The organism is Pseudomonas sp. GW821-FHT09C08 (genome assembly GCF_059418125.1).
Genome location: NZ_JBWKPG010000017.1, coordinates 52,443 through 73,491 on the forward strand (window position 1 = coordinate 52,443; position 21,049 = coordinate 73,491).

Consider the following 21,049-nt stretch of genomic DNA (forward strand, 5'->3'; position numbering starts at 1 on the left):
AATGACTGAATTGAATAGCGATGTATTGATCATCGGCGGCGGGTTGGCGGGCACCTGGGCCGCCATCGCGGCGGCGCGCGAAGGAGCCAGGGTGATCCTCGTCGACAAGGGCTACTGCGGCACCAGCGGCGTGACCGCCACCGCCGGACCCGGCCACTGGTGGGTGCCGCCCGACGCCCGTGAAGCGGCGATCGACAAACGCCTGGGCACCGCCTATGGCCTTGCCGATGCACGCTGGATGGCCCGCGCCATCGACACCACCTGGACCAGCCTGCCGGGGCTGAGCGGCTACTACGACTTCCCGCAGGACGCACATGGCGTGACCCAGTATCGCGGGCTGCGCGGCCCCGAATACCTGCGCGGCCTCAGGCGGCGCGTGCTGGACAGTGGCGTGACGATTCTCGACCACCACCCCGCGCTGGAACTGCTGCGTGACGATCACGGCGCAGTGGTCGGCGCACGCGGCTGGCGCCGCCAGGCCGGCGGTGACTGGCTGATCCGCGCCGGCGCGGTGGTGCTGGCCACGGGTGGCTGCGCGTTCCTGTCGCGCCTGCTGGGCAACCACACCAATACCGGCGACGGCTACCTGATGGCCGCCGAGGCCGGCGCCGAACTGTCGGGCATGGAGTTTTCCAACTACTACTGCATCGCCGCCGCAGGCAGCAGCATGACCCGTTCGATGGTGTACAGCTTTGGCGAGTATTTCGATGCCGCGGATCGGCCGCTGGGGATTGCCACCGGTCCTGGCTTCACCGAAGACCTGGCCAGGGCGCTGCTCAACGGTCCGGTGTATTGCCGCCTGAACCGCGTGCCGCCGGATATCCGCGCACAACTGCCGAGTATCCAGCCCAACCTGATGCTGCCGTTCGACCGGCGCGGAGTCGACCCTTATCGCCAGCGATTCGCCGTGACCCTGCATCCCGAAGGCACCATTCGCGGCGTCGGCGGTTTACGCCTGGTCGATGACGATTGCCAGACCACTGTGCCCGGCGTCTTCGCTGCCGGGGATGCCGCCAGCCGCGAGCCGATTGCCGGCGCCACCTCCGGCGGCGGCGCGCAGAATTCGGCCTGGGCGCTCTCCACCGGGCAATGGGCCGGTCGCGGTGCCGCGCGGCTGGCCCGCCAAAAAGCGCTGTATCACGGCGCGCTGCGAGGCTTTGACGGCGCGGTGGGCGGCAGTGCCGAACTGATCCAACGCATCCAGGCCGAAGTCCATCCGCTGGACAAGAACCTGTTCCGCAGCGGCGCCCAACTGGCGCGCTCGCTGCGTGAACTGGACAACATCTGGGACCAGATCAGCGACGGCCCACCCTGCCCCGACAACCCATTGCGCGCCCGCGAAACCGTGGCCATGGCCGCCACCGCGCGTTGGTGCTACACCGCCGCCGCGTTGCGCAAGGAAAGCCGCGGCATGCACCAGCGCAGCGACACACCGCGGCAGCATTCGCAGTTTGACGCGCATTTGCGGTTGGCTGGAGTGGGCCAGGTGCAGGCGCGTTTCGACCCCATCCATCAAGGCCACCCACAATGATTGAACTGATCTACTCCGACCTGTGCAACGGCTGTGGCCAATGTGTCGCCGTCTGCCCCACCAACGTGCTTGCCGCCGACGCCCTGGGCAAACCCGTGATTGCCGACCAGCTGGCCTGCCAGACCTGCTTCATGTGTGAGCTGTATTGCAGCAGCGATGCACTGTACGTCGACCCCGACTGCGAGCAGCTGCGCCACCCCGATCCCGTGGCAGTCCGCGAAGCCGGGCTGCTCGGCCAATACCGCCGCGACTCGGGCTGGGACGAATGGGCCGATGACCCTGCCCACCGCAACGAGCACTGGCGCATGGATGGCATCTTCGCCCTGGCCCGCAGCGCGCCGCCAAATGCAATTAGAGAATAATCAGTTCACACATAATCAAATATTTTAATAATTAACATATAACCAAAAAGAACTTCACAGCGAGTTTTTATGGGCATAACGTTAACCCCACTCACCGACCCCTTCTCCAGGCGGAGGTAACCGAACCCCTTCTTGATCTGCCTGGAGCCTGCATCCCATGGTCTTTACCACCCCCTTCAAACGCTTGCTCCTGGGCGCCGCCCTTGCCCTCGGCCTGAGCGGCGGCGCCCACGCCGCCGACCTGCAGCCACTGCGGGTGGCCAACCAGAAATCCACCATCAAGGCACTCCTGGAAGTCTCCGGCGAAACCAAGAACGTCCCGTATGAAATCCAGTGGTCGGAATTCCCCTCCGCCTCGCCCCTGGGTGAAGCCTTGAATGCCGGCGCCGTGGACATCGGCGCCCTCGGTGATGCGCCCTACGTGTTCGCACTGGGTGCCGGTGCCTCGCTCAAGGTGGTCAGCATCATCCACGCCGAAGGGCGCAATACCACCGCGCTGCTGGTGCCCAAGGACTCGCCGATCAAGACTGTCGCCGACCTCAAGGGCAAGAAGATCGTTACCGGACGCGGCTCAATCGGTCATTACCTGGCGATCAAGGCCCTGGCCACTGCCGGGCTGACCACCAAGGATGTGCAGTTCATTTTCCTGTTGCCCAGCGAATCACGCCTGGTGCTGGATAACGGCACCGCCGACGCCTGGGCCACCTGGGACCCGTACACCACCGTGGTCACCTCGCAAAGCCAGGCCCGCGTGCTGATCAGTGGCAGCAACCTGCTGAGCAACCACCTGTACCTCGCCGCCACCAGCCAGGCCATCGCCGACAAGCGCCCGCAACTCGACGACTTTGTCGCACGCCTCGACCGCGCCTATGCGTGGGCCAACACCCACCCCAATGAATACGCTGCCGCCCAGGCCAAGATCACCGGCCTGCCGCTGGCAGTCCACGTGGAAGTGGCCAAGGACACCCGCCTGAGCCCGGTCGCCATCGACGACTCGGTGATCAGCGGCCTGCAAGCGACCGCCGACACTTATCAAAAAGAAGGCCTGTTGACCAAGCACATCGACGTGTCGCAAGGCTTCGACAAGAGCTTTAACGCCAAGCGTGTCCCCTTTTCCCAAGCATCGCGCTAACAGGAGCAGAACATGAGCAAGCCACATCCCTCCAAGCCACGCCATTTGAAACTGGGTGCCATGGTCCACGGTGTCGGCCACGGTTGGGGCGAATGGCGCCACCCGAACGCCCAACCGAATGCCAGCACCCACTTCGGGTTCTACAAGCAGCAGACTGAACTGGCCGAAGCTGCCAAGTTCGACTTCGTGTTCATCGCCGACAGCCTGCATATCCATGCCAAATCCAGCCCGCACTACCTCAACCGCTTCGAGCCGCTGACGATCCTCTCGGCCCTCGCCGCCATCACCACGAACATCGGTCTCGTCGCCACGGTGACGGTCAGCTACACCGAGCCCTACCAAGTGGCTCGCCAGTTCTCGTCGCTGGACCATATCAGCGGCGGCCGCGCCGGCTGGAACGTGGTGACCTCGTGGCTCAGCGGCACCGCCGACAACTTCGGCAAGGCCGAGCACCCGCCCCACGCCGTGCGCTACCGCATCGCCAAGGAACACGTGAACGTGGTCAAGGGCCTGTGGGATTCCTGGGAAGACGACGCCTTTGCCTACAACAAGCAAAGCGGCGAATTCTTCACCCCGGACAAGCTGCATGCACTGAATCACAAGGGCGAGTTCTTCGCGGTCAAGGGCCCGCTCAACATCGCACGCTCGCGCCAGGGTCAACCGGTGATTTTCCAGGCCGGTACCTCGGAGGATGGGCGCAACTTCGCCGCCGAAAACTCCGACGCGATCTTTGTGCACGTGGAGAGCATCGAGGAAGGCCTGGCCTATTCCCAGGACCTGAAACGCCGCGCCACAGGCTTTGGGCGTGACGCCGACAGCCTGTCGATCCTGCCGGGTATCCGGCCGATTGTCGGCCGCGATGAAGCCGAAGTGGAACGCCGCTATCAGCAGGCCGTGGACCTGGTCACCGTCGAAGACGCGATTGTCGCCCTCGGCCGCCCGTTCAATGACCATGACTTCAGCAAGTACCCCCTGGACGCGCCCTTCCCGGAACTTGGCGACCTCGGCGCCAACAGCCAGAAAGGCGGCTCCGACCGGATCAAGCAACTGGCCAGGGACGAAGGCCTGACCCTGCGCGAAGTGGCGCTGCGGTTCTCGCGGCCCAAGCGTGATTTTGTCGGCACCCCCGAGCAAGTCGCCGATGCCATCCAGACCTGGTTCGAGCGCGGTGCCAGCGACGGTTTCATCATCAACTCGGTGCTGCCGGACGGCTTGCAGTACTTCACCGAACTGGTGGTGCCCGTGTTGCAACAGCGCGGCCTGTTCCGCACCGAGTACAGCGGCCACACGCTGCGCGACAACCTTGGCCTGGACGTGCCGGCCAACCGCTACAGCGTCGCCGCCGAGGTCGAAGCGCAACAGGAGGCGCTGGCATGAGCGAATCCCTCAACCGTCAATTAGCGGATCTGCACGCCGAGCGCGTGGCTTCCTGGGCACCGGCGGCGTTGCAGGTCAACATCGACCAGCGCCAGCGCCTGGTCGATGAAGCACGGCCCGACGACTATGTGCAGGTCGGCGATGAACTGGACCCATTCACCCTGCTCAATGTGGAAGGCGGCGAACTCAACCGCGATCTGCTGCTGGCCGATGGGCCGGCGGTGCTGATCTTCTTCCGCTTTGCCGGCTGCCCGGCGTGCAATCTCGCCCTGCCCTATTACGAACGCCAACTCTACCCACGCCTGCGCGAACTGGGGGTGCCGCTGGTGGCGGTCAGCCCGCAGGTGCCTGAGCGGCTGGTGGAGATCAAGACCCGCCATAACCTGCAATTGCTGGTGGCCAGCGACACCGACAACAACCTCGGCCGGCGCCTGGGCATCCTCTACAGTTTCGACGAAGCCTCGCGCAACGCCGCATTGGCCAAGGGCAACCACATCGGCGACACCACCGGCACCGGGACCTGGGAACTGCCGCAACCGACGGTGGTGGTGATCGCCAGGGACGGCACAGTGGCCTTCGTCGAAGTGAGCCCGGATTGGCTGGTGCGCACCGAGGCCGAGCCGGTGCTGCAGGTGGTGGAGCGACTGCTGGGCCAACAGCCCGTACGCATCGCTATCTAAGCCCACAACCCCCTGTAGGCGCCGGCTTGCCGGCGCCCACATTTTTGACCGAGTACATTGTTATGACCCAACCGTCTCTGCGCTCCGTGGAAGTCGCCAACTTCGAAGCCCTGCTCGAACGCCTCAGCGCCGAGCTGGCGAGCACCGCGCACCTGTATGACGAGAGCGGCGCGTTCCCGCATGCCAACTTCAAGTTGTTGCATGAACACGGCCTGGTCGCCCTCACCGTGCCCAAGGCCCTGGGCGGCGGCGGCGCCAGCCTGCCGCAGGCGCGCAAGGCGATCAGTGCGATTGCCAGGGGCGAGCCGTCCACTGCGCTGATCCTGGTGATGCAATACCTGCAACACACCCGCCTGCAAGACAGCAAGAACTGGCCGGTCCACCTGCGTACGCAAGTGGCCAAGGACGCGGTGCGCGACGGTGCCTTGATCAATGCGCTGCGCGTCGAACCCGACCTCGGCACCCCGGCCCGTGGCGGGCTGCCGGCGACCACCGCAGTGCGCACCGCCGAGGGCTGGCGCATCAGCGGGCGCAAGATCTACTCCACCGGCAGCCATGGCCTGAGCTGGTTCAGCGTGTGGGGCCGCAGCGATGACGCCGACCCGCTGGTGGGCGCCTGGCTGGTGCCCAAGGACAGCCCCGGCGTGAGCATTATCGACACCTGGGACCACCTGGGCATGCGCGCCACCTGCAGCCATGAAGTGGTGCTCGACAATGTGCTGGTGCCGCTGGACCACGCCGTCAGCGTCAGCCCCTGGAGTGCCCCGCAGCCGGAGCTGGATGGCGATGGCTTCCTGTGGATGTCGGTGCTGCTGTCATCGGTGTACGACGCGGTGGCCCACGCCGCGCGGGACTGGCTGGTGAACTGGCTGGAAGAACGCAAGCCGTCCAACCTCGGTGCAGCGTTGTCGACGCTGCCGCGTTTTCAGGAAACCGTCGGGCATATCGACACCCTGCTGTTTGCCAACCGCAGCCTGCTGGACGCCGCCGCCGAAGGTCATACCCCGGCGGCCAACGCAGCCCAGTTGAAGTACCTGGTCACCAACAATGCCATCCGCGCGGTGGAACTCGCCATCGAGGCCTCGGGCAACCCCGGCCTGTCGCGTCACAGCCCGCTGCAACGACACTACCGCGACGTGCTCTGCAGTCGCGTGCATACCCCGCAGAATGACGCCGTGCTGCAAGGCGTCGGCAAAGCGGTCTTCGCCCAACGCCAGAAGGAACGCACATGAGTCAGGTGATTATTGCCAGCCAGCTCGACGAGGATTACAACGACGTGATCCGCGAGCGCCTGCGCGCGCTGCACGCCGACGCCGAAGTGATCGGTGTGCCGCCAGGGGTGCCGAGCGACCTGCCGCCGCAGGCGAATATCCTGTTGCTGCGCCCGATCAACGTGCGCGGCTACACCGCCCCGGACACCCCGCCACCGGGTTGGCCCTACGGCGCACAGTGGGTGCACCTGGTGTCGTCGGGCATCGATTTCTACCCGCAATGGCTGTTCAACGGGCCACCGGTGACCACCTCCCGAGGCAGCGCGGCCGACAACCTCGCCGAGTTCGCGTTGGCGGCGATCTTTGCCGCGTCCAAGCATTTGCCGGACATCTGGGTGAAGGACGCCCAGTGGCATTTCACCCCGTTGCGCCCGCTCAAAGGCACCACGCTGGGCATCCTCGGCTTCGGCGCAATTGGCGCGAGCCTGGCGCACAAGGCACTGGCCCTGGGCATCCAGGTCGTGGCACTGCGCCAAAGCCAGGCGCCGTTTGGCGTTGCCGGTGTGGAAGCGGCCAAGGACATCCACGACCTGTTCGCCCGCGCCGACCACCTGGTGGTGGCAGCCCCGCTGACCGAATCCACGCGGCATATCATCAACCGCGGTGTACTCGGCAACGCCAAGCCCGGGCTGCACCTGATCAATATCGCACGCGGTGGCCTGCTGGATCAGGAGGCGCTGCTCGAAGCACTCGACAACGGACAGATCGGGCTGGCATCGCTGGACGTGACCGAACCGGAACCACTGCCGGATGGGCACCCGTTGTATACCCACCCGAGAGTCAGGTTGTCGCCGCACACTTCGGCCATTTCCACCAATAGCCGCAACGAAATTGCGGACACGTTCCTGGCGAATCTGGAGAAGTATGTCGCAGGGGCTGAACTCGCCAACCTGGTCAACACCTGACACAGCCACATTGCAAGGATCTGCAGACTTACACCGATTACAAATGTGGGAGCGGGCTTGCTCGCGAAGGCGGACTGTCAGTCAACAAACTCATCGACTGACCCACCGCTTTCGCGGGCAAGCCCGCTCCCACAGTGTTCCCAATGTTGACTGCGGGATATCACTTGATGCGGTAGTGGAGATCGCAAGGATCTGCAGACTGCACCGATTACAAAGGTGGGAGCAGGTTTGCTCGCGAAGGCGGACTGTCAGTCAACAAACTCATCGACTGACCTACCGCTTTCGCGAGCAAGCCCGCTCCCACAGGGGCCCCGGTGTTGACTGCGGGATATCACTTGATGCGGAAGTGGAGATCGCAAGGATCTGCAGACTGCCCCGATTACAAAGGTGGGAGCGGGCTTGCCCGCGAAGGCGCCATGTCAGTCAACACATTCATCGACTGACCCACCGCTTTCGCGAGCAAGCCCGCTCCCACAAGGGGGCCCGGTGTTGACTGCGGGATATCACTTGATGCGGTAGTGGAGATCAAGGATATGCAGACTGCACCGATTACAAAGGTGGGAGCGGGCTTGCCCGCGAAGGCGGACTGTCAGTCAACACATTCATCGACTGACCCACCGCTTTCGCGAGCAAGCCCGCTCCCACAGGGGACCCGGTGTTGGCTACGGGATATCACTTGATGCGGTAGTGGAAGGTGTTGCGCACCGCCGGCACGGGAACGGCTTTGCCGTCAACGATCCTGGGCTGGTAGCGGAAGGTGTTCGCCGCTGCCAGTGACGGCCGGATAAACAGGGGGTGACAGCCATCGAGCACTTTGGGGTTTTCCACGCGGCCCTGGGTGTTCACTGTGTATTCCACCGAGCAGTCGCCTTCGATGTTCTTGTCGAGGGCACGCTCGGGGTAGTCCGGCGCTTCCTTGCTCAAGGGCTGGTATTGGCGGCTGTCGAAGGCCGGTGCCAGCGCTGCTGCGGGGGCAGCGACGCGGGCTGTTTCGGCGGCCAGGCGCTGCTGGTCGAGGCGTTGTTGCGCCTGTTCACGGTTGCGCTGCTCGGTAGCCAGGCGCTGCTGTTGTGCCTCGATTTTCTGCTCTTCGACGCGCTTGCGTGCCAACGCGGCCTTCTCGAGTTTCTGCGCCTGGACCTGTGGATCGACCGTGGGTTTGACCGGCACGGGCACGGGCACAGCCACAGGCTCCGGTGGCGTGAAGGCCACCGGCTCAGGTGCGGGAGCAGGCACGGGCGCAGGCGGCAGCATCACCAATTGGGTATGCATGACCCTGGGTGTGTCCACCGGCGCTTTTTCCGCCGACCAACCCAGCATCAGCGCTGCCAGCACCCCTGCGTGCAGCGCTACCGCCAGGCTCGCCGCGACGCTGTTCCTCCAGAACCCGGACGGCTCCCGGGGCGTCAGCGTCAGCGTCTCACTGTGCATGATCATCGCCGTCATTGCGGGGCCTCGGTCACCAACCCCAGGTTGCTCACCCCGCCTTTCTGCAACACCGCCATGGCCGCGACCACACGCCCGTAGCCGGCGTTATCGTCGGCGCGGATGTACACCTGGGTGTCGCTGCGCGCCGCCACCACTTGCATGACCTTGGCGCCCATTTCGTCGAGGGTCACGGCGCTGTCGGTCTGGTGCTGGGTGTCGAGTTCGCCGCCAAGGTTCCAGTAATAGCCGCCGTCAGCCTTCACCGACAGCGTGAGGATCTGCTGGCGCGTGTCGGTGGCCAGCGCCTCGGCGGCGACCTTGGGCAGATCGATCTTCACGCCCTGGGTCAGCATCGGCGCGGTGACCATGAAGATCACCAGCAGCACCAGCATCACGTCGATATACGGCACCACGTTCATCTCGGCCTTGGGCCCGTGCTTGCGTTGCGGCCTGGTTAACATCGGCTTGCTCCTTGTTCAGGCGGCCACGGCCAGGTTGATCGGCGTACCGCGCAGGGTGCGGTGCAGGCGTACTTGCAGCTCGTTGCCGAAGGCGTAGTAGCGCGTGAGCAGCGTCTGGCTGCGCGCGGCAAAGCGGTTGTAGGCGATCACTGCGGGGATCGCCGCAAACAGGCCGATGGCCGTGGCGATCAAGGCTTCGGCAATGCCCGGCGCCACCGTGGACAAGGTCGCCTGTTGCACCTGGGACAGGCCGATGAACGAGTTCATGATCCCCCACACCGTGCCGAACAGACCGATATAGGGACTGACCGAGCCCACGGTCGCGAGGAACTGCAAGCCCTTTTCCAGCTCGACTTCCTGCTCGGTGATCGCCACCTGCAAGGCGCGCTCCACACCTTCCAGAACCGCCGGGTCATGACTGTGCAGGTGCTGGTATTCGTCGACCCCGGCGATAAAGATCGGCGCCACGCCGCCCTCACCTGCCTGCACGGTTTCACGGTACAACACCTGCAAGTCCGGCGCCGCGCGAAAGCGCTGCACGAAGCCATTCAACTGGCGCTCCAGGCGCCGCAGCACACTGGCGCGCTGGATTATCAGGTACCAGCTGAGCAACGAGGCCAACAGCAAGGTGAGCATTACGGCCTTGACCAACAGGCTGGCGTCGCTGATCAAACCCCAGATCGTCATATGTTCCATCGTCGCGTGCATGGTGATGTCCTATTCGATTAAAAAGTGATGACCGGGTGATGACGGTTCAGGGCAATTTCAGTGCGCGGGTCACGTCGGCCCAGGGCACGAACTTGAAGTTCTGGGTCTGCTCGGGCATGCGCTTGCGCCCGTCCTGCACCACCAGCATGCCCTGGCTCCATGGCCCGCCGAGGTTGATGGCGGTAACTTCCAGGCCATCGGTTTCCGAGGCGCCATCGATGCCGGCGGCCGCGTTCAGGCCGACGCGGAAAGCGCCGTGCACGGCAAACGGCGGTTCGGCATCCACCACCAGGTAGCTGTCATTGCCTTGGCTGGAGATCACCAGGTAGTCGCGCTTGTCGCTCTGGTACAGCGCCAGGCCTTCGACGTCCGCGTGCAGTTGCGGGCCGACCTTGATCACGTTGGCCAGGGTCGCCGGTTGATCGGCGCGGGCGTCCACCGCCCACACGCCGACATCTTCCTCGCCGATAAACAGGCGCTGGCGCTGGTCGTCAGCCACGCAGCCTTCGGGTTGGCTGTCGACCTTGAACTGACGCACCAGCTCACCCTGCGCACGGCCATCCGGCGCGCTGAGGCGGTATTGCAGGAAGGTGCCGTCCTTGCCGTTGGCGATCGCGTAGATCTCCCCACTGGCCGGCTGGAACAGGCAGATGCCGTAGATTTCCTTGAGCGGCGTCGGCACCTCACCGGCTTCGCGCAACTCGCCGCTCTGGCGGTCGATGCTGAACAGACTCAGGCTGTTGTGATCACGATTGCTCGCCACGGCCAGGTCGACCGTGCGCTGGCCGAGTTTGAAGTTGGGGCGTACATCGACGTTGTTGAGGCGCCCTACAGCCAGCTCCTGCAGCAGCTTGCCGTCGAGGTCATAGGCGAGCAGGCCCTGTTTCTTGTTGGTGCCGAGCACGCGGCTTTTCGCCGGTTGCCCGGGGTGAATCCAGATCGCCGGATCATCCGCTGCATCGCCCTGGCGGCCGACTGGGTCGGTCTGGCGCACGGCGGCGACTTCCGGCAGCACCGGCCCCGCCGCCACCGGCTGGGCCTGCCAGTCGAGGGTGGCCTGGTAGAGCGCGCCGGTGTCGTCGTCACGCACCAGCAGTTGCCGGCCGTTGACCGTCAGTTGCTCCGGCTCTTTGAGGCCTGGGAGGCTCAGGCTCGATTGCTCGACCCATCGCTTGCCGGTGTGCTGGAACAGGTGCAGCTGGGCGGTCTTGGGATCCAGTGCGACCATCCCGCCGGGCACCGACGCCATGGCCCCGGCTTCGCGCCTGGGCGTGTCGAACAGCGCCACCGGCGTGCGCTTGACCTCGGCTTCCGGGTGCGCCGGATAGGCCCACCAACCGATGTTTTCTTCATTCACCAGCAACTGCTGGGTAGCGTCATCGACCTGGCAGAACTGCGCCGACGGCGGCAGCGGCACCCCGCGTACGCGCTGGGCCTCACTCAATAACGTGGCGCCATTGCCCACCAGCCATTGCTCGCCCTTGCCCTCTTCACCGACCAGGAACACAAACAGGTTGGCTGCTGCATCGCGGTAAAGGCACAGGCCATTTACCGCAAAGTCGCGGGTCGGCAAGTACAGCGGCTTGCCAAAGCGCTTGCCGGCGACATCCAGGTTGATCAACAGCGCCTGCTGGCGGTCGTTGTCGAGACTGGCGGCCACCACCTGGGCGCCGGCGGCGCGGGTGTCGAGGCTGCTGAAATTGCCCTTGAAGCGCGCCAGTTCCGCGCCTTGGCGATCGAGTAATTGCAGGCCGTCGCGGGTGCCGGCGGCCAGGCGCTCGGGGCCGTTGGGGAGGAAGGCCACGGCTTCAACCTTGAGGCCAGGTGCCCACGGGGTCAGCGCCAGGTCGCCGGCCAGGGCGTGGCCGCAGGTGGCCAGGGCAATCAACAGGTACAGCTTGGACAGTCTCATTAACGTGCAAATCCTTCGAATACGATGGAGATCAACTCCAGGCAAGCCAGCGCCTGCAGCTGGAATGTGTTGAATTCAGAAATGGGTGAAGGTCAGGCCCAGCTTGTAGGTCGGGCCGTACTCTTCGTATTGGCCGTTGTAGCTGCGATGGCCGGTGTAGACGAAGTACGACTCATCGGTGAGGTTCTGCGCCTCGAAGCTGATCTGCAGGTTTTTACTCAGCGAGTAGCGCGCGCTGAAGTCCACGAAGGTCTGCGCGTCGACGTGCAGGTCGTGGGCCTTGTCGTTGATCGAGGCGAGTTCATACAGGTACGCCGACTTGTAGTTGGCCGACACGCGCAGGCTGAGCCTGTCGTTTTCCCAACCGAGCATCAGGTTGCCGACGGTGTCCGACTGGTTCGGCAGGCTGATGTTGCGCTTGCGGTTACGGCCGCTGGCACTGTCGAAGCCTTCGATATCGGCGCTGGAGCGGCTGAACGTGCTGTTGGCACCGATCAGCAAGCCGTTCCATGGCGCGGGCAACCAGTCAAATTTCTGCGAGTAGGCCAGTTCCAGGCCGTAGAGCTTGGCGCTGTCGCCGTTGGCGTAGGTGTGGGCCTCGGCGAAGTTGGTCCAGGCGCCAGTGCCGGCCAGGTCGGTGTTGTAGACGAAGTTCTTGATGTCCTTGTAGAACACGAACGCCGACACGGTCCCGGCGCGCCCCATGAAATGCTCGATGCCCAGGTCCAGGTTGCTCGACTCCAGGGGCTTGAGGTCCGGGTTGCCGAAGGTGGCTTCGTCATCGTCGATGACAAACCCCGGCGCCAGCTGGCCGAAGGTCGGGCGCACCACGGATTTGGTCCAGGCGGCGCGCAATTGGGTGTTCTTGTCGATCTGGTAGCGCGCATGCAGGCCGGGCAGCCAGTGGTGATAGCGGCGCTTGGTTTCGGTGGGCGTGAACACCCCATCGGTCGCGCCGGTGCCCTTGGCTTCGAACTCGGTGCCCTCGTAGCGCAGGCCGGCGATAAAGCGCCAGTCGTCGATATCGACGGTGTTCATCAGGTAGCCGGCATTGATGTCCTCGCGGATGGTGAAGTCGTTGACCCGCGATTCGGTCTCGTCATAGAAATCCGCCGGGTTGAGACTGCCGATCAACTGCTTGATCGCGCCAGGGCTGATGCCGGGGCCGTAGTTGCCGAGGCGATAGTCGACAGAGCCTTTCTGAAATTGAGTGAGGTTGAGCTGGTCGGCGGTGAAGCCCAGGGTGTCGAAGTCTTCGTAGACCCAGGCCTCCAGGTCGTTGTCCTTGTTGCGACGGCTGACCTTGCCGCCGAACTTGACCTGGGACGCGTAGCCGCCGAGGTCATAGTCGCGGGCCAGGTCCAGGCGCAGGTTTTTCTCGGTGTCCTTGGTGTTCTGCTTCTCCCAGTCGACCTTGTCGAGGGTGAAGTTGCTCGCGTCGTAGAAACCGGCGCCGATGATCGGACGCGGCTTGTCCTTGTCATAGAAGCCGCTGTTGGCGAAGTCGCCGCCGTCAAAAGTGGCGCCGGCAATGTGCGCCGGGCTGTCTTCGCTGGACTGGCTATAGCCGGCCTGGCCGCTCAAGGTCCAGAGGCCGAGCATGCGCTCGCCGCCGAACACGTAGGACTGGATCTCCTGGGTTTCCTCGCGGTTCTTCAGCTTGCGCTTGCCCTCGGCATCGCCCAGTTCGCCGGGCGCCTGGGGGTCGGCAAACTCGATGCTGGTGGAGTTGCGGGTCTCGCTGTCCTTGTAGCGGCTGTAGAGAGTGCGCAGGTAGTAGCTGCTGAGGTCATCGGGCTTGTAGTCGAAGTTCAGGCCGCCCCCGGCGCGTTCGCGGCTGATGTCGTAGTCGCGCTGTTCGAACTCGTTGAGTCTGGCGCCATCAGTGAAGTCCCAGGCGCCGCCGGTCTCGACGTTGTCCGAGCCGAAGTCGCGCTTCTGCCAGCTGAGGGCGGCGGCCACGCCAAAGTTGTCGATGCCGTCGCCAAGGCTGAAACGGTTACTGGCGGCGCCGGAGAACTTGGGGCTGGTCTGGCGAGTGTTCTTGTCGTAGCTGGCCTCGCTGCTGCCGGTGTAGAACAGGCCCTTGTGGTCGAAGGCCGACAGGCTTTGCACGTCGACGGTGCCGCCGAGGGAGTTGGCGTCCATGTCCGGCGTGAGGGTCTTGATCACCGACAGCGATTGCACCAGTTCCGAGGGCAGCACATCGAGCGCCACCGCGCGGCGCGCGCTTTCCGGCGCGGGCACCAGGGTGCCGTTGATGGTCACGCTGTTGAGGTCCGGGCCCAGGCCGCGCACGCTGACAAAGCGCCCTTCACCCTGGTCGCGCTCGACGCTGATGCCCGGCAGGCGCTGCACCGCTTCGGCGACGTTTTCATCCGGCAACTGGGCCACGCCGTCGGCATGCACCACGCTCTTGATGCTGTCGGAGCGGCGCTGCTCCTTGAGCGCCTGGTCCATGGCGGCAGCCTGGCCGACCACTTCGACGTGCTCGGTGGTGGCCGCCTCGGCAGCGTTGAGCCGCTCGCTGGCCATCGCCAGGGCCAAGGCAGTGAGCGTGAAGCTGACGAGCCCGGTGCGCTTGTACATGCAATCCTCCCCAAGAATCCATTGGCGCCAGGCAAGAGGCCCGGCAACTGGGAGGGCAAGCTAGGGGTGGGGGATGACGGTTCTGTGACAGGGGTTGGCACGAAGGCCCGTAAACCGGGCTTTTGAGGCCATATGCCGGGGCAAATGAGCTGATATGACCTCGATTAAGTGTGGGAGCGGGCTTGCTCGCGAAAGCGGCCGTTCAGAAACAGATGGGCCAACTGACGTAACGCTTTCGCGAGCAAGCCCGCTCCCACATTTGTTCGGCGTTTGGCGGGAAATTTTATTTATCCCATGAGCTGATTCGACCCTCCCCCACCGTCATCCAACCGTCACATGCATCTGCTGTGCTGGCGCCCATCGCTCATTTGCCCAAGGACTCGCGGCCATGTTCTCCGTGCTCAAACCCCATCGCTGGAAACTCGCGCTGCTGCTGGTTGCCGCCAACCTCGGGCTGATCCTGCACCTGGCCTGCGGCGAGTTGAAATACGTCAGTGAATGGGCCTGGCTGGACATCTTCGGCGAGGGCGGCTCGGCTCTGTTGGCGCTGGTGTGGCTGGGCCTGGTGCTGAAAAGCCGACCCGCCGGGCGCGTCACCAATTACCTCGCGCTGGGGCTGTCGTGCATCTTCTTTTCCTGGTGGATCGACAGCCTCGACGAATTTATCCGCCTGCCCGACAGCATCACCTGGGACCACTGGCTGGAGTCCGGGCCGATGCCGGTGGGCATGATCCTGCTGACCATCGGCATCTACCACTGGCACCGCGAACAACTGGCGATCAGCGCGCAGATGGAGAAGCGCGAGCGGCTGTTTCGCGAGCATCGGCTGTTCGACAAACTCACGCCGCTGGCCGGCGCCGACTACCTCAAGCGCCAGTTGGCCGACAGCCTGCAAGACAGCCGCGAGCAACAACAACCGCTGTCACTGCTGGCCCTGGACCTGGATAACTTTGCCGCCATCAACCAGGCTTTCGGGCACGTCGAGGGCGACGCGGTGTTGCAGGCCCTGAGCCATTTGCTGTTGCTCAACCTGCGCCGCCAGGACTTGCTGTGCCGCCTGGCCGGCGACCGTTTTGTGGTGCTGTTGCCCAACACCGGCGAACGCCAGGCCCAGGTGCTGGCGCTGGAGTTGCAACAGGCCGTGCGTGGCCTGGCCCACAAGACCCGCCAACAGGGCGAACGCCTGCAATTGGCCGCGACTACGGCGGTGGTGATGGCCCTGGACGAGTCGCCCCACGACCTGCTCAAGCGTCTCAACCTGGCGCTGGCACGGGCCAAGCAACCGCTGGCGAAAAGTGCCTGAGATGGCCGTCAAGACCAGCTGGTATGAAAGCGACACGCGCTTTATCCCCGGGCATTACCAACCCGCTACCTTGATCGACCTGGCCTTGTCCCGCGACATCGACAGCCATCGCCTGCTGCGCGGCACCGGGCTGTTCCACGAGGACATCCTGGCCGGCAACGCGCGGTTGAGCCCGCAGCAGTTCCTGGCCCTGATCGGCAACAGTCGCAAACTGCTGGATGCCGACGACAGCAGCTTCCTGTTTGGCCAACGCCTGCTGCCCGGCTACTACGGCGCCGCCAGTCACGCCCTGGGCCACGCGCAGAATCTGCACCAGGCACTCGAACTCCTCATCCAGCAGCAAGTGCTGCTCAGCCCATTGGTCAGCCTGCAACTGGAGCTGGATGAGCACCACGCCTACCTGTATTGGCTCGACAGTTGCGGCGCCGGCGAGCACTGGCGTTTCCTGCTGGAGGCCAGCGTGACCTCACTGGTTGCCATGAGCCAATGGCTGAGCGGCCAGCGGCTGCCGTGGGCGTGCAGTTTCAGCCACGCCGAGCCGCGTTATGTCGAGCAGTACTGGGTGAACCTGGGCGAAAGCACGCGCTTTGCGCGCCCGCTGGACATGCTCAGCATCCCGCGCGAATACCTCACCCACCCGTGGCCGGGTGCCTCGGCCACTGCCGGCCAGGTCGCACGTCGCCAGGCCTGCGAGCAGATCGAACACTTGGGCTTTGCCGGCAGCTTTCTCGACTGCCTCTACGACTACCTGCGCGATCAGGTACGCCAGCCGCCGAGCCTGGAACAGGCGGCCCAGGCGTTTGCGATGAGCCCGGCGACCCTCAAGCGCAAACTGCACAAGCATGACACCGGTTTTCAGCAGCAGGTGGACCGCGTGCGCAAGCAGGTGGCGTTGCACCTGTACCAGGTCAAGGGCTACAGCAATGAGGAAGTGGCGGCGTACCTGAATTTCAACGACGCAGCCAACTTCCGACGCTCATTCAAGCGCTGGACCGGCAGCACGCCGAACCTGATCCGCCAGTTGTTCAACAGCCACTAGCCAGGCGTTCGCGCAAGAACTCCACCAGCGCCTGGACGGGCCGTGAGCTTTGCCGGTGCTGTGGGTACACCGCCGACAGGGTCAGGGCCTCGGGGGCGAAGTCGTCCAGCACGCTTACCAGGCGCCCGTCCTTCAAGGCCTCGCCGACGATAAAGGTCGGCAAGTAGGTGACGCCCAGGCCGGCAATCGCGGTGTCGCGCAGCAGGTCGCCATTGTTGACGCGCATGCGCCCGCTGACGTTCAGCGCCTGCAGCTTGCCCTTGAAGCGCCACTGCACCTGGCGGCCATGGCCGTAGGGCAGGCAGTCGTGGTCGGCAAGATCGTCGGGTTTCTGCGGGGTGCCGCGCAGGGCCAGGTAATCCGGGCTGGCGCAGTAGACGCGCGGGATGCTGGCGATACGGCGGGCAATCAGGGTGGAATCTTCCAGGGTGCCGATGCGCAGCACCAGGTCGTAGCCTTCGCCGATCAAATCCACCGGGCGGTCGCTGAGGTCGACTTCCACCGACACCTGGGGATAGCGCTGCAAAAACTGCGGCAACAGGCAGCCCAGGTGCGCCATCGCAAACGACAACGGCGCGCTGAGGCGCAGGGTGCCGCGCGGTTCGCTGTTCTGGCCGGCGATGCCCTGCTCCACTTGCTCGACTTCGGTGAGCAGGCGCAAGGCGGATTCGTAGTAACTCTGCCCCAGGGGCGTGACGTCCAGGCGGCGGGTGGAACGGTTGAGCAGGCGCACGCCGAGGCGATCTTCCAGCTGGATCAGGCGGCGGCTGACGAACTGCTTGGACAGGCCGAGTTGTTCGGCGGCGGCGGTGAAGCTGCCGGATTCCATGACCTGGCAGAACAGGCGCATGTCTTCGAAGGGGTTCATTGTCGCTTCTCGGTGGACAGTTTGCTGATTTATAGCGGGTCGGTCGCCTTACCACAAATCAAATGTGGGAGCGGGCTTGCTCGCGAATGCGTTGGATCAGTCGCTGAAAGTATGGACTGACACAGCGCATTCGCGGGCAAGCCCGCTCCCACATTGAATCGCCTGCACCTGCTGGAAATCGCTTATTTGGCAGTAAACGCCGAGTAGCTGTTCATCAGGTTGCGGTAGTTGGGGATGCGCGGCGACAGCAGGTTGGCCAGGCCTTCCATGTCGTTGCGCCAGTCCACTTGCAGCTCACAAGCCACGGCGAACCAGTTCACCAGTTGCGCACCGGCGGCGGTCATACGGGCCCAGGCGGCTTGTTGCACAGTTTCGTTGAAAGTACCGGAGGCGTCGGTGACCACGAACACCTCGAAGCCTTCGTCGAGGGCGCACAGGGTCGGGAACGCTACGCACACGTCCGTCACCACGCCGGCAATGATGATCTGCTTGCGACCGGTAGCCTTGACCGCCTTGACGAAATCTTCGTTGTCCCAGGCGTTGATCTGGCCAGGGCGGGCGATGTACGGCGCGTCCGGGAACAGTGCCTTGAGCTCTGGCACCAGTGGGCCGTTAGGACCGCTTTCAAAACTGGTGGTCAGGATGGTCGGCAGGTTGAAGAACTTCGCCACATCGGCCAGGGCCAGCACGTTGTTCTTGAATTCGTTGGGGGAGAAATCCTGCACCAGGGAGATCAGGCCGGTCTGGTGATCCACCAACAGCACCACCGCGTCATCTTTGTTCAAGCGCTTGTAAGTCATGGGTTAACTCCTTCGGGGGTTTAAAAAGCAAAACACGAGCAGCCAAACGCGCCCCAGAAACCCTGGAAGTCGCTGACCGGCACGCTGCTGAGGCGGGCCTTTTCATGGCTGTGGGAATGCACGCCGCACGGGCCGCTGCACTGGTGAACCTGAGCCTGCACCGGTGAAGTCGGGCGCCAGTGACCCGGCACCTTGACCACCGGCGACCAGTCCGGCAGCACCGGCACACGCGGCGGCGCGACATCGTCGAAGTCGCCGGCGCCATACACCACCTTGCCGCCGACCACGGTCAGCACCGATTCGATCCACTTGATGGCTTCTTCATCGACGCTGAAAAAATCCGCCGATAGCGCGGCAACGTCCGCCAACTGGCCGACCTTGATCTGGCCCTTCTTGCCCTGCTCGGACGAGAACCAGGCGCTGCCATGGGTGAACAGTTCCAGCGCAGTCAGGCGCGGCAGGCCTTCGGCGTGCAGTTCCAGGCCGCCCACGGTGCGGCCGCTGACCATCCAGTACAGCGAGGTCCACGGGTTGTAGCTGGAGACCCGCGTGGCATCGGTGCCGGCGCCTACCGGTACGCCTTCGGCGAGCATGCGCTTGATCGGCGGCGTGGCTTCGGCCGCCTTGGCGCCGTAGCGCTCGACAAAGTACTCACCCTGGAACGCCATGCGGTCCTGGATCGCAATACCGCCGCCGAGGGCGCGCACGCGCTCGATATTTTTCGGCGTGATGGTTTCGGCATGGTCGAAGAACCACGGCAGGCCATTGAACGGAATGTCGCGATTGACCTTCTCGAACACATCGAGCATGCGCGAAATGGACTCGTCATAGGTTGCGTGCAGGCGGAACGGCCAGCGCTGCTCCACCAGATGGCGCACCACCGGTTCCAACTCCTGCTCCATGCTCTGCGGCAGGTCGGGACGCGGCTCGAGGAAGTCTTCGAAGTCGGCGGCAGAGAACACCAGCATCTCGCCGGCGCCGTTGTGGCGCAGGTAGTCATCGCCCTGGTGCAGGCTGACGCTGGAGGTCCAGTGCTTGAAGTCGCTGAGTTCTTCCTTGGGCTTCTGGGTGAACAGGTTGTAGGCGATGCGCACCGTCAACTGTTGATCCTTGGCCAGTTGCTCGATCACCGCGTAGTCATCGGGATAGTTCTGGAAGCCGCCACCGGCGTCGATGGCGCTGGTAAGGCCGAGGCGATTAAGTTCGCGCATGAACTGGCGCGTCGAATTGACCTGGTATTCCAGCGGCAATTTCGGGCCTTTGGCCAAGGTCGAGTAGAGGATCATCGCGTTGGGACGCGCCACCAGCATGCCGGTGGGGTTGCCGTGACTGTCGCGCACGATCTCACCGCCCGGCGGGTTCGGCGTGTCCTTGGTATAGCCGGCCACGCGCAGTGCCGCGCGGTTGAGCAAGGCGCGGTCATACAGGTGCAGCACGAACACCGGCGTGTCGGGCGCGGCCTGGTTGAGTTCGTCGAGGGTGGGCATGCGTTTTTCGGCGAACTGGAATTCGTTCCAGCCACCGACCACGCGTACCCATTGCGGCGTGGGGGTGCGATCAGCCTGGTCCTTGAGCATGCGCAGGGCATCGGCCAGCGACGGCACGCCTTCCCAGCGCAGTTCGAGGTTGTAGTTGAGCCCGCCACGGATCAGGTGCAGGTGCGAGTCGTTGAGGCCGGGAATCACGGTGCGGCCCTTGAGGTCGATGACCTGGGTGCCACTGCCGCGCAGGGCCAGGGCTTCACCGTCGGTGCCGACGACGACAAAGCGGCCTTCATGAATAGCGACGGCGGTGGCGCGCGGGTTTTCACGGTCCACGGTGTGGAATTGGCCATTGAACAGAATCAGATCGGCGTTCATAGGGTTTCCTTTACTGAGGCTTCAAGCCAGGGAGCGAACAGGCGGGTGGCGGCCGGCATCAGCAGGTAGACCACCAGCAGCACGATGGTCAGCGTCACCAGGAAGGTCGCGACCACGTAGTTGGATAAAAACGGGTGCAGGCGCAGGACCGGGCCCCACACGATGGGCACCAGCAGGGTCAGCGGCAGGATCACGCACAGGGTGACCACCGCCTGTTTCCAGCGCGGCGGCTTGGCGGCGCTGTCGGCCAGGGGCGTGAACCAGAACTCGTTGACCGCGCCGATTTCGGTGTTGTCGCCGTCCGCCAGCATGGGTGTGGCTTCGGCGATCAGGGTTTTGCGCTCGGCGGAATCGAGCCAGGTTTGCAGGTCATCGGTGGAGCGGTAGCGCAATACGCAGGTGAACAGCGCCAGGCCGTTCTGTTTGCTGCGCACGACGTCGACGCCGAGGTGCCCGGGGCGCGCGCCGGCGATTCGTACGATGTGGCGTAGCCAGGTTTCGTAGTTGGCTTCCTGGCCGGGTTTGATCAGGTGTTTGACGACCAGGGTGACGACTTCGTCGGGTCCGGTTTTGGGTGCTGGGTGCATGGGTGCCCCTCTGCCTTGATGGTTTGGCGGTGAGAGGAGTTTGGGGGGAAGGGGGGTGGGGAAAATTGGATGTACGTGCTGTTTGGTGGGGGACGTTGAAATTGAGGTTGAGTGTATATCCTTTATTTGGGTAATGGCCGCGTATGGTTCCGCTCTTACAGCGGGTCACTTTTGAACAGCGCAAAAGTAACCAAAACGCTCTTGCCCCAACACTCGGCACCTCGCCTAGGCTCGGTG

General features: G+C 64.2%; 18 protein-coding genes. 9 read left to right on the top strand and 9 right to left on the bottom strand.

All coding sequences use genetic code 11. The features are described 5' to 3' along the window. Window position 1: 1 nt before the first annotated feature. The 7 genes from AC07OJ_RS30075 (at window position 2) to AC07OJ_RS30105 (ending at window position 7,258) form a co-directional block, all read left to right on the top strand. Entirely contained in the window at window positions 2-1,531 is a 1,530-nt protein-coding gene (locus tag AC07OJ_RS30075; protein ID WP_495095755.1) for an FAD-dependent oxidoreductase, read from the top strand. Continuing rightward, a complete protein-coding gene (locus AC07OJ_RS30080) occupies window positions 1,528-1,893 on the top strand; it encodes a 4Fe-4S dicluster domain-containing protein (RefSeq protein ID WP_065906152.1) in 366 nt (121 codons plus the stop codon). The genes AC07OJ_RS30075 and AC07OJ_RS30080 overlap by 4 nt, the downstream gene beginning before the upstream one ends. A 157-nt stretch (window positions 1,894-2,050) precedes the next feature. After that, window positions 2,051-3,025: an ABC transporter substrate-binding protein gene (locus AC07OJ_RS30085; protein ID WP_106804271.1), complete on the top strand. Its 975-nt coding sequence runs from the start codon at window positions 2,051-2,053 to the stop codon at window positions 3,023-3,025. A gap of 12 nt (window positions 3,026-3,037) precedes the next feature. Then, complete coding sequence (locus tag AC07OJ_RS30090; RefSeq protein ID WP_065906148.1) at window positions 3,038-4,402, top strand: LLM class flavin-dependent oxidoreductase; 1,365 nt, start codon at window positions 3,038-3,040, stop codon at window positions 4,400-4,402. Next, window positions 4,399-5,082, top strand: coding sequence for a peroxiredoxin-like family protein (locus AC07OJ_RS30095; RefSeq protein ID WP_106804273.1), 684 nt, complete (start codon window positions 4,399-4,401; stop codon window positions 5,080-5,082). Before AC07OJ_RS30090 ends, AC07OJ_RS30095 begins: the two co-directional genes overlap by 4 nt. A 62-nt stretch (window positions 5,083-5,144) precedes the next feature. Beyond that, window positions 5,145-6,314, top strand: a complete 1,170-nt coding sequence (locus AC07OJ_RS30100) for an acyl-CoA dehydrogenase family protein (protein ID WP_495095756.1) — start codon at window positions 5,145-5,147, stop codon at window positions 6,312-6,314. Beyond that, window positions 6,311-7,258, top strand: a complete 948-nt coding sequence (locus AC07OJ_RS30105) for a D-isomer specific 2-hydroxyacid dehydrogenase family protein (RefSeq protein WP_495095757.1) — start codon at window positions 6,311-6,313, stop codon at window positions 7,256-7,258. The genes AC07OJ_RS30100 and AC07OJ_RS30105 overlap by 4 nt, the downstream gene beginning before the upstream one ends. Window positions 7,259-7,930: 672 nt before the next feature. Here AC07OJ_RS30105 and AC07OJ_RS30110 read toward each other — a convergent pair. The 5 genes from AC07OJ_RS30110 to AC07OJ_RS30130 form a co-directional block, all read right to left on the bottom strand. After that, on the bottom strand, window positions 7,931-8,704 hold the full coding sequence (locus AC07OJ_RS30110) for an energy transducer TonB (protein ID WP_495095758.1): 774 nt from the start codon (window positions 8,702-8,704) through the stop codon (window positions 7,931-7,933). Continuing rightward, window positions 8,701-9,147 (bottom strand): protein TolR, encoded by a 447-nt coding sequence (gene tolR, locus AC07OJ_RS30115; RefSeq protein ID WP_065906140.1) that lies wholly within the window; start codon window positions 9,145-9,147, stop codon window positions 8,701-8,703. Before tolR ends, AC07OJ_RS30110 begins: the two co-directional genes overlap by 4 nt. Before the next feature lie 15 nt (window positions 9,148-9,162). Next, window positions 9,163-9,855: a protein TolQ gene (gene tolQ, locus AC07OJ_RS30120; RefSeq protein ID WP_495095759.1), complete on the bottom strand. Its 693-nt coding sequence runs from the start codon at window positions 9,853-9,855 to the stop codon at window positions 9,163-9,165. Between the two features lie 46 nt (window positions 9,856-9,901). Further along, window positions 9,902-11,767, bottom strand: coding sequence for a phytase (locus AC07OJ_RS30125; RefSeq protein WP_495095760.1), 1,866 nt, complete (start codon window positions 11,765-11,767; stop codon window positions 9,902-9,904). 75 nt (window positions 11,768-11,842) lie between these two features. Further along, the gene (locus AC07OJ_RS30130; protein WP_495095761.1) at window positions 11,843-14,356 is read right to left on the bottom strand and encodes a TonB-dependent receptor; all 2,514 of its coding nucleotides are present in this window, start codon (window positions 14,354-14,356) and stop codon (window positions 11,843-11,845) included. 388 nt (window positions 14,357-14,744) lie between these two features. Here AC07OJ_RS30130 and AC07OJ_RS30135 point away from each other — a divergent pair, with 388 nt between their 5' ends. Continuing rightward, entirely contained in the window at window positions 14,745-15,659 is a 915-nt protein-coding gene (locus tag AC07OJ_RS30135) for a GGDEF domain-containing protein (RefSeq protein ID WP_106804280.1), read from the top strand. A gap of 1 nt (window position 15,660) precedes the next feature. Continuing rightward, window positions 15,661-16,698, top strand: coding sequence for an AraC family transcriptional regulator (locus AC07OJ_RS30140; RefSeq protein WP_106804281.1), 1,038 nt, complete (start codon window positions 15,661-15,663; stop codon window positions 16,696-16,698). Here AC07OJ_RS30140 and AC07OJ_RS30145 read toward each other — a convergent pair. The 4 genes from AC07OJ_RS30145 to AC07OJ_RS30160 all read right to left on the bottom strand — a co-directional run bounded on the left by AC07OJ_RS30145 (window position 16,685) and on the right by AC07OJ_RS30160 (window position 20,812). Next, window positions 16,685-17,566 carry a LysR family transcriptional regulator gene (locus tag AC07OJ_RS30145; protein WP_120448276.1) on the bottom strand — a complete coding sequence of 294 codons (882 nt, stop codon included), beginning with the start codon at window positions 17,564-17,566 and terminating at the stop codon, window positions 16,685-16,687. The genes AC07OJ_RS30140 and AC07OJ_RS30145 overlap by 14 nt on opposite strands. Window positions 17,567-17,748: 182 nt before the next feature. Next, window positions 17,749-18,366 (bottom strand): isochorismate family cysteine hydrolase YcaC, encoded by a 618-nt coding sequence (gene ycaC, locus AC07OJ_RS30150; RefSeq protein ID WP_495095762.1) that lies wholly within the window; start codon window positions 18,364-18,366, stop codon window positions 17,749-17,751. Between the two features lie 20 nt (window positions 18,367-18,386). Beyond that, a complete protein-coding gene (locus AC07OJ_RS30155; RefSeq protein WP_106804282.1) occupies window positions 18,387-20,225 on the bottom strand; it encodes an amidohydrolase in 1,839 nt (612 codons plus the stop codon). Then, window positions 20,222-20,812: an antibiotic biosynthesis monooxygenase gene (locus tag AC07OJ_RS30160; RefSeq protein ID WP_065906127.1), complete on the bottom strand. Its 591-nt coding sequence runs from the start codon at window positions 20,810-20,812 to the stop codon at window positions 20,222-20,224. Before AC07OJ_RS30160 ends, AC07OJ_RS30155 begins: the two co-directional genes overlap by 4 nt. Window positions 20,813-21,049 lie beyond the last annotated feature (237 nt).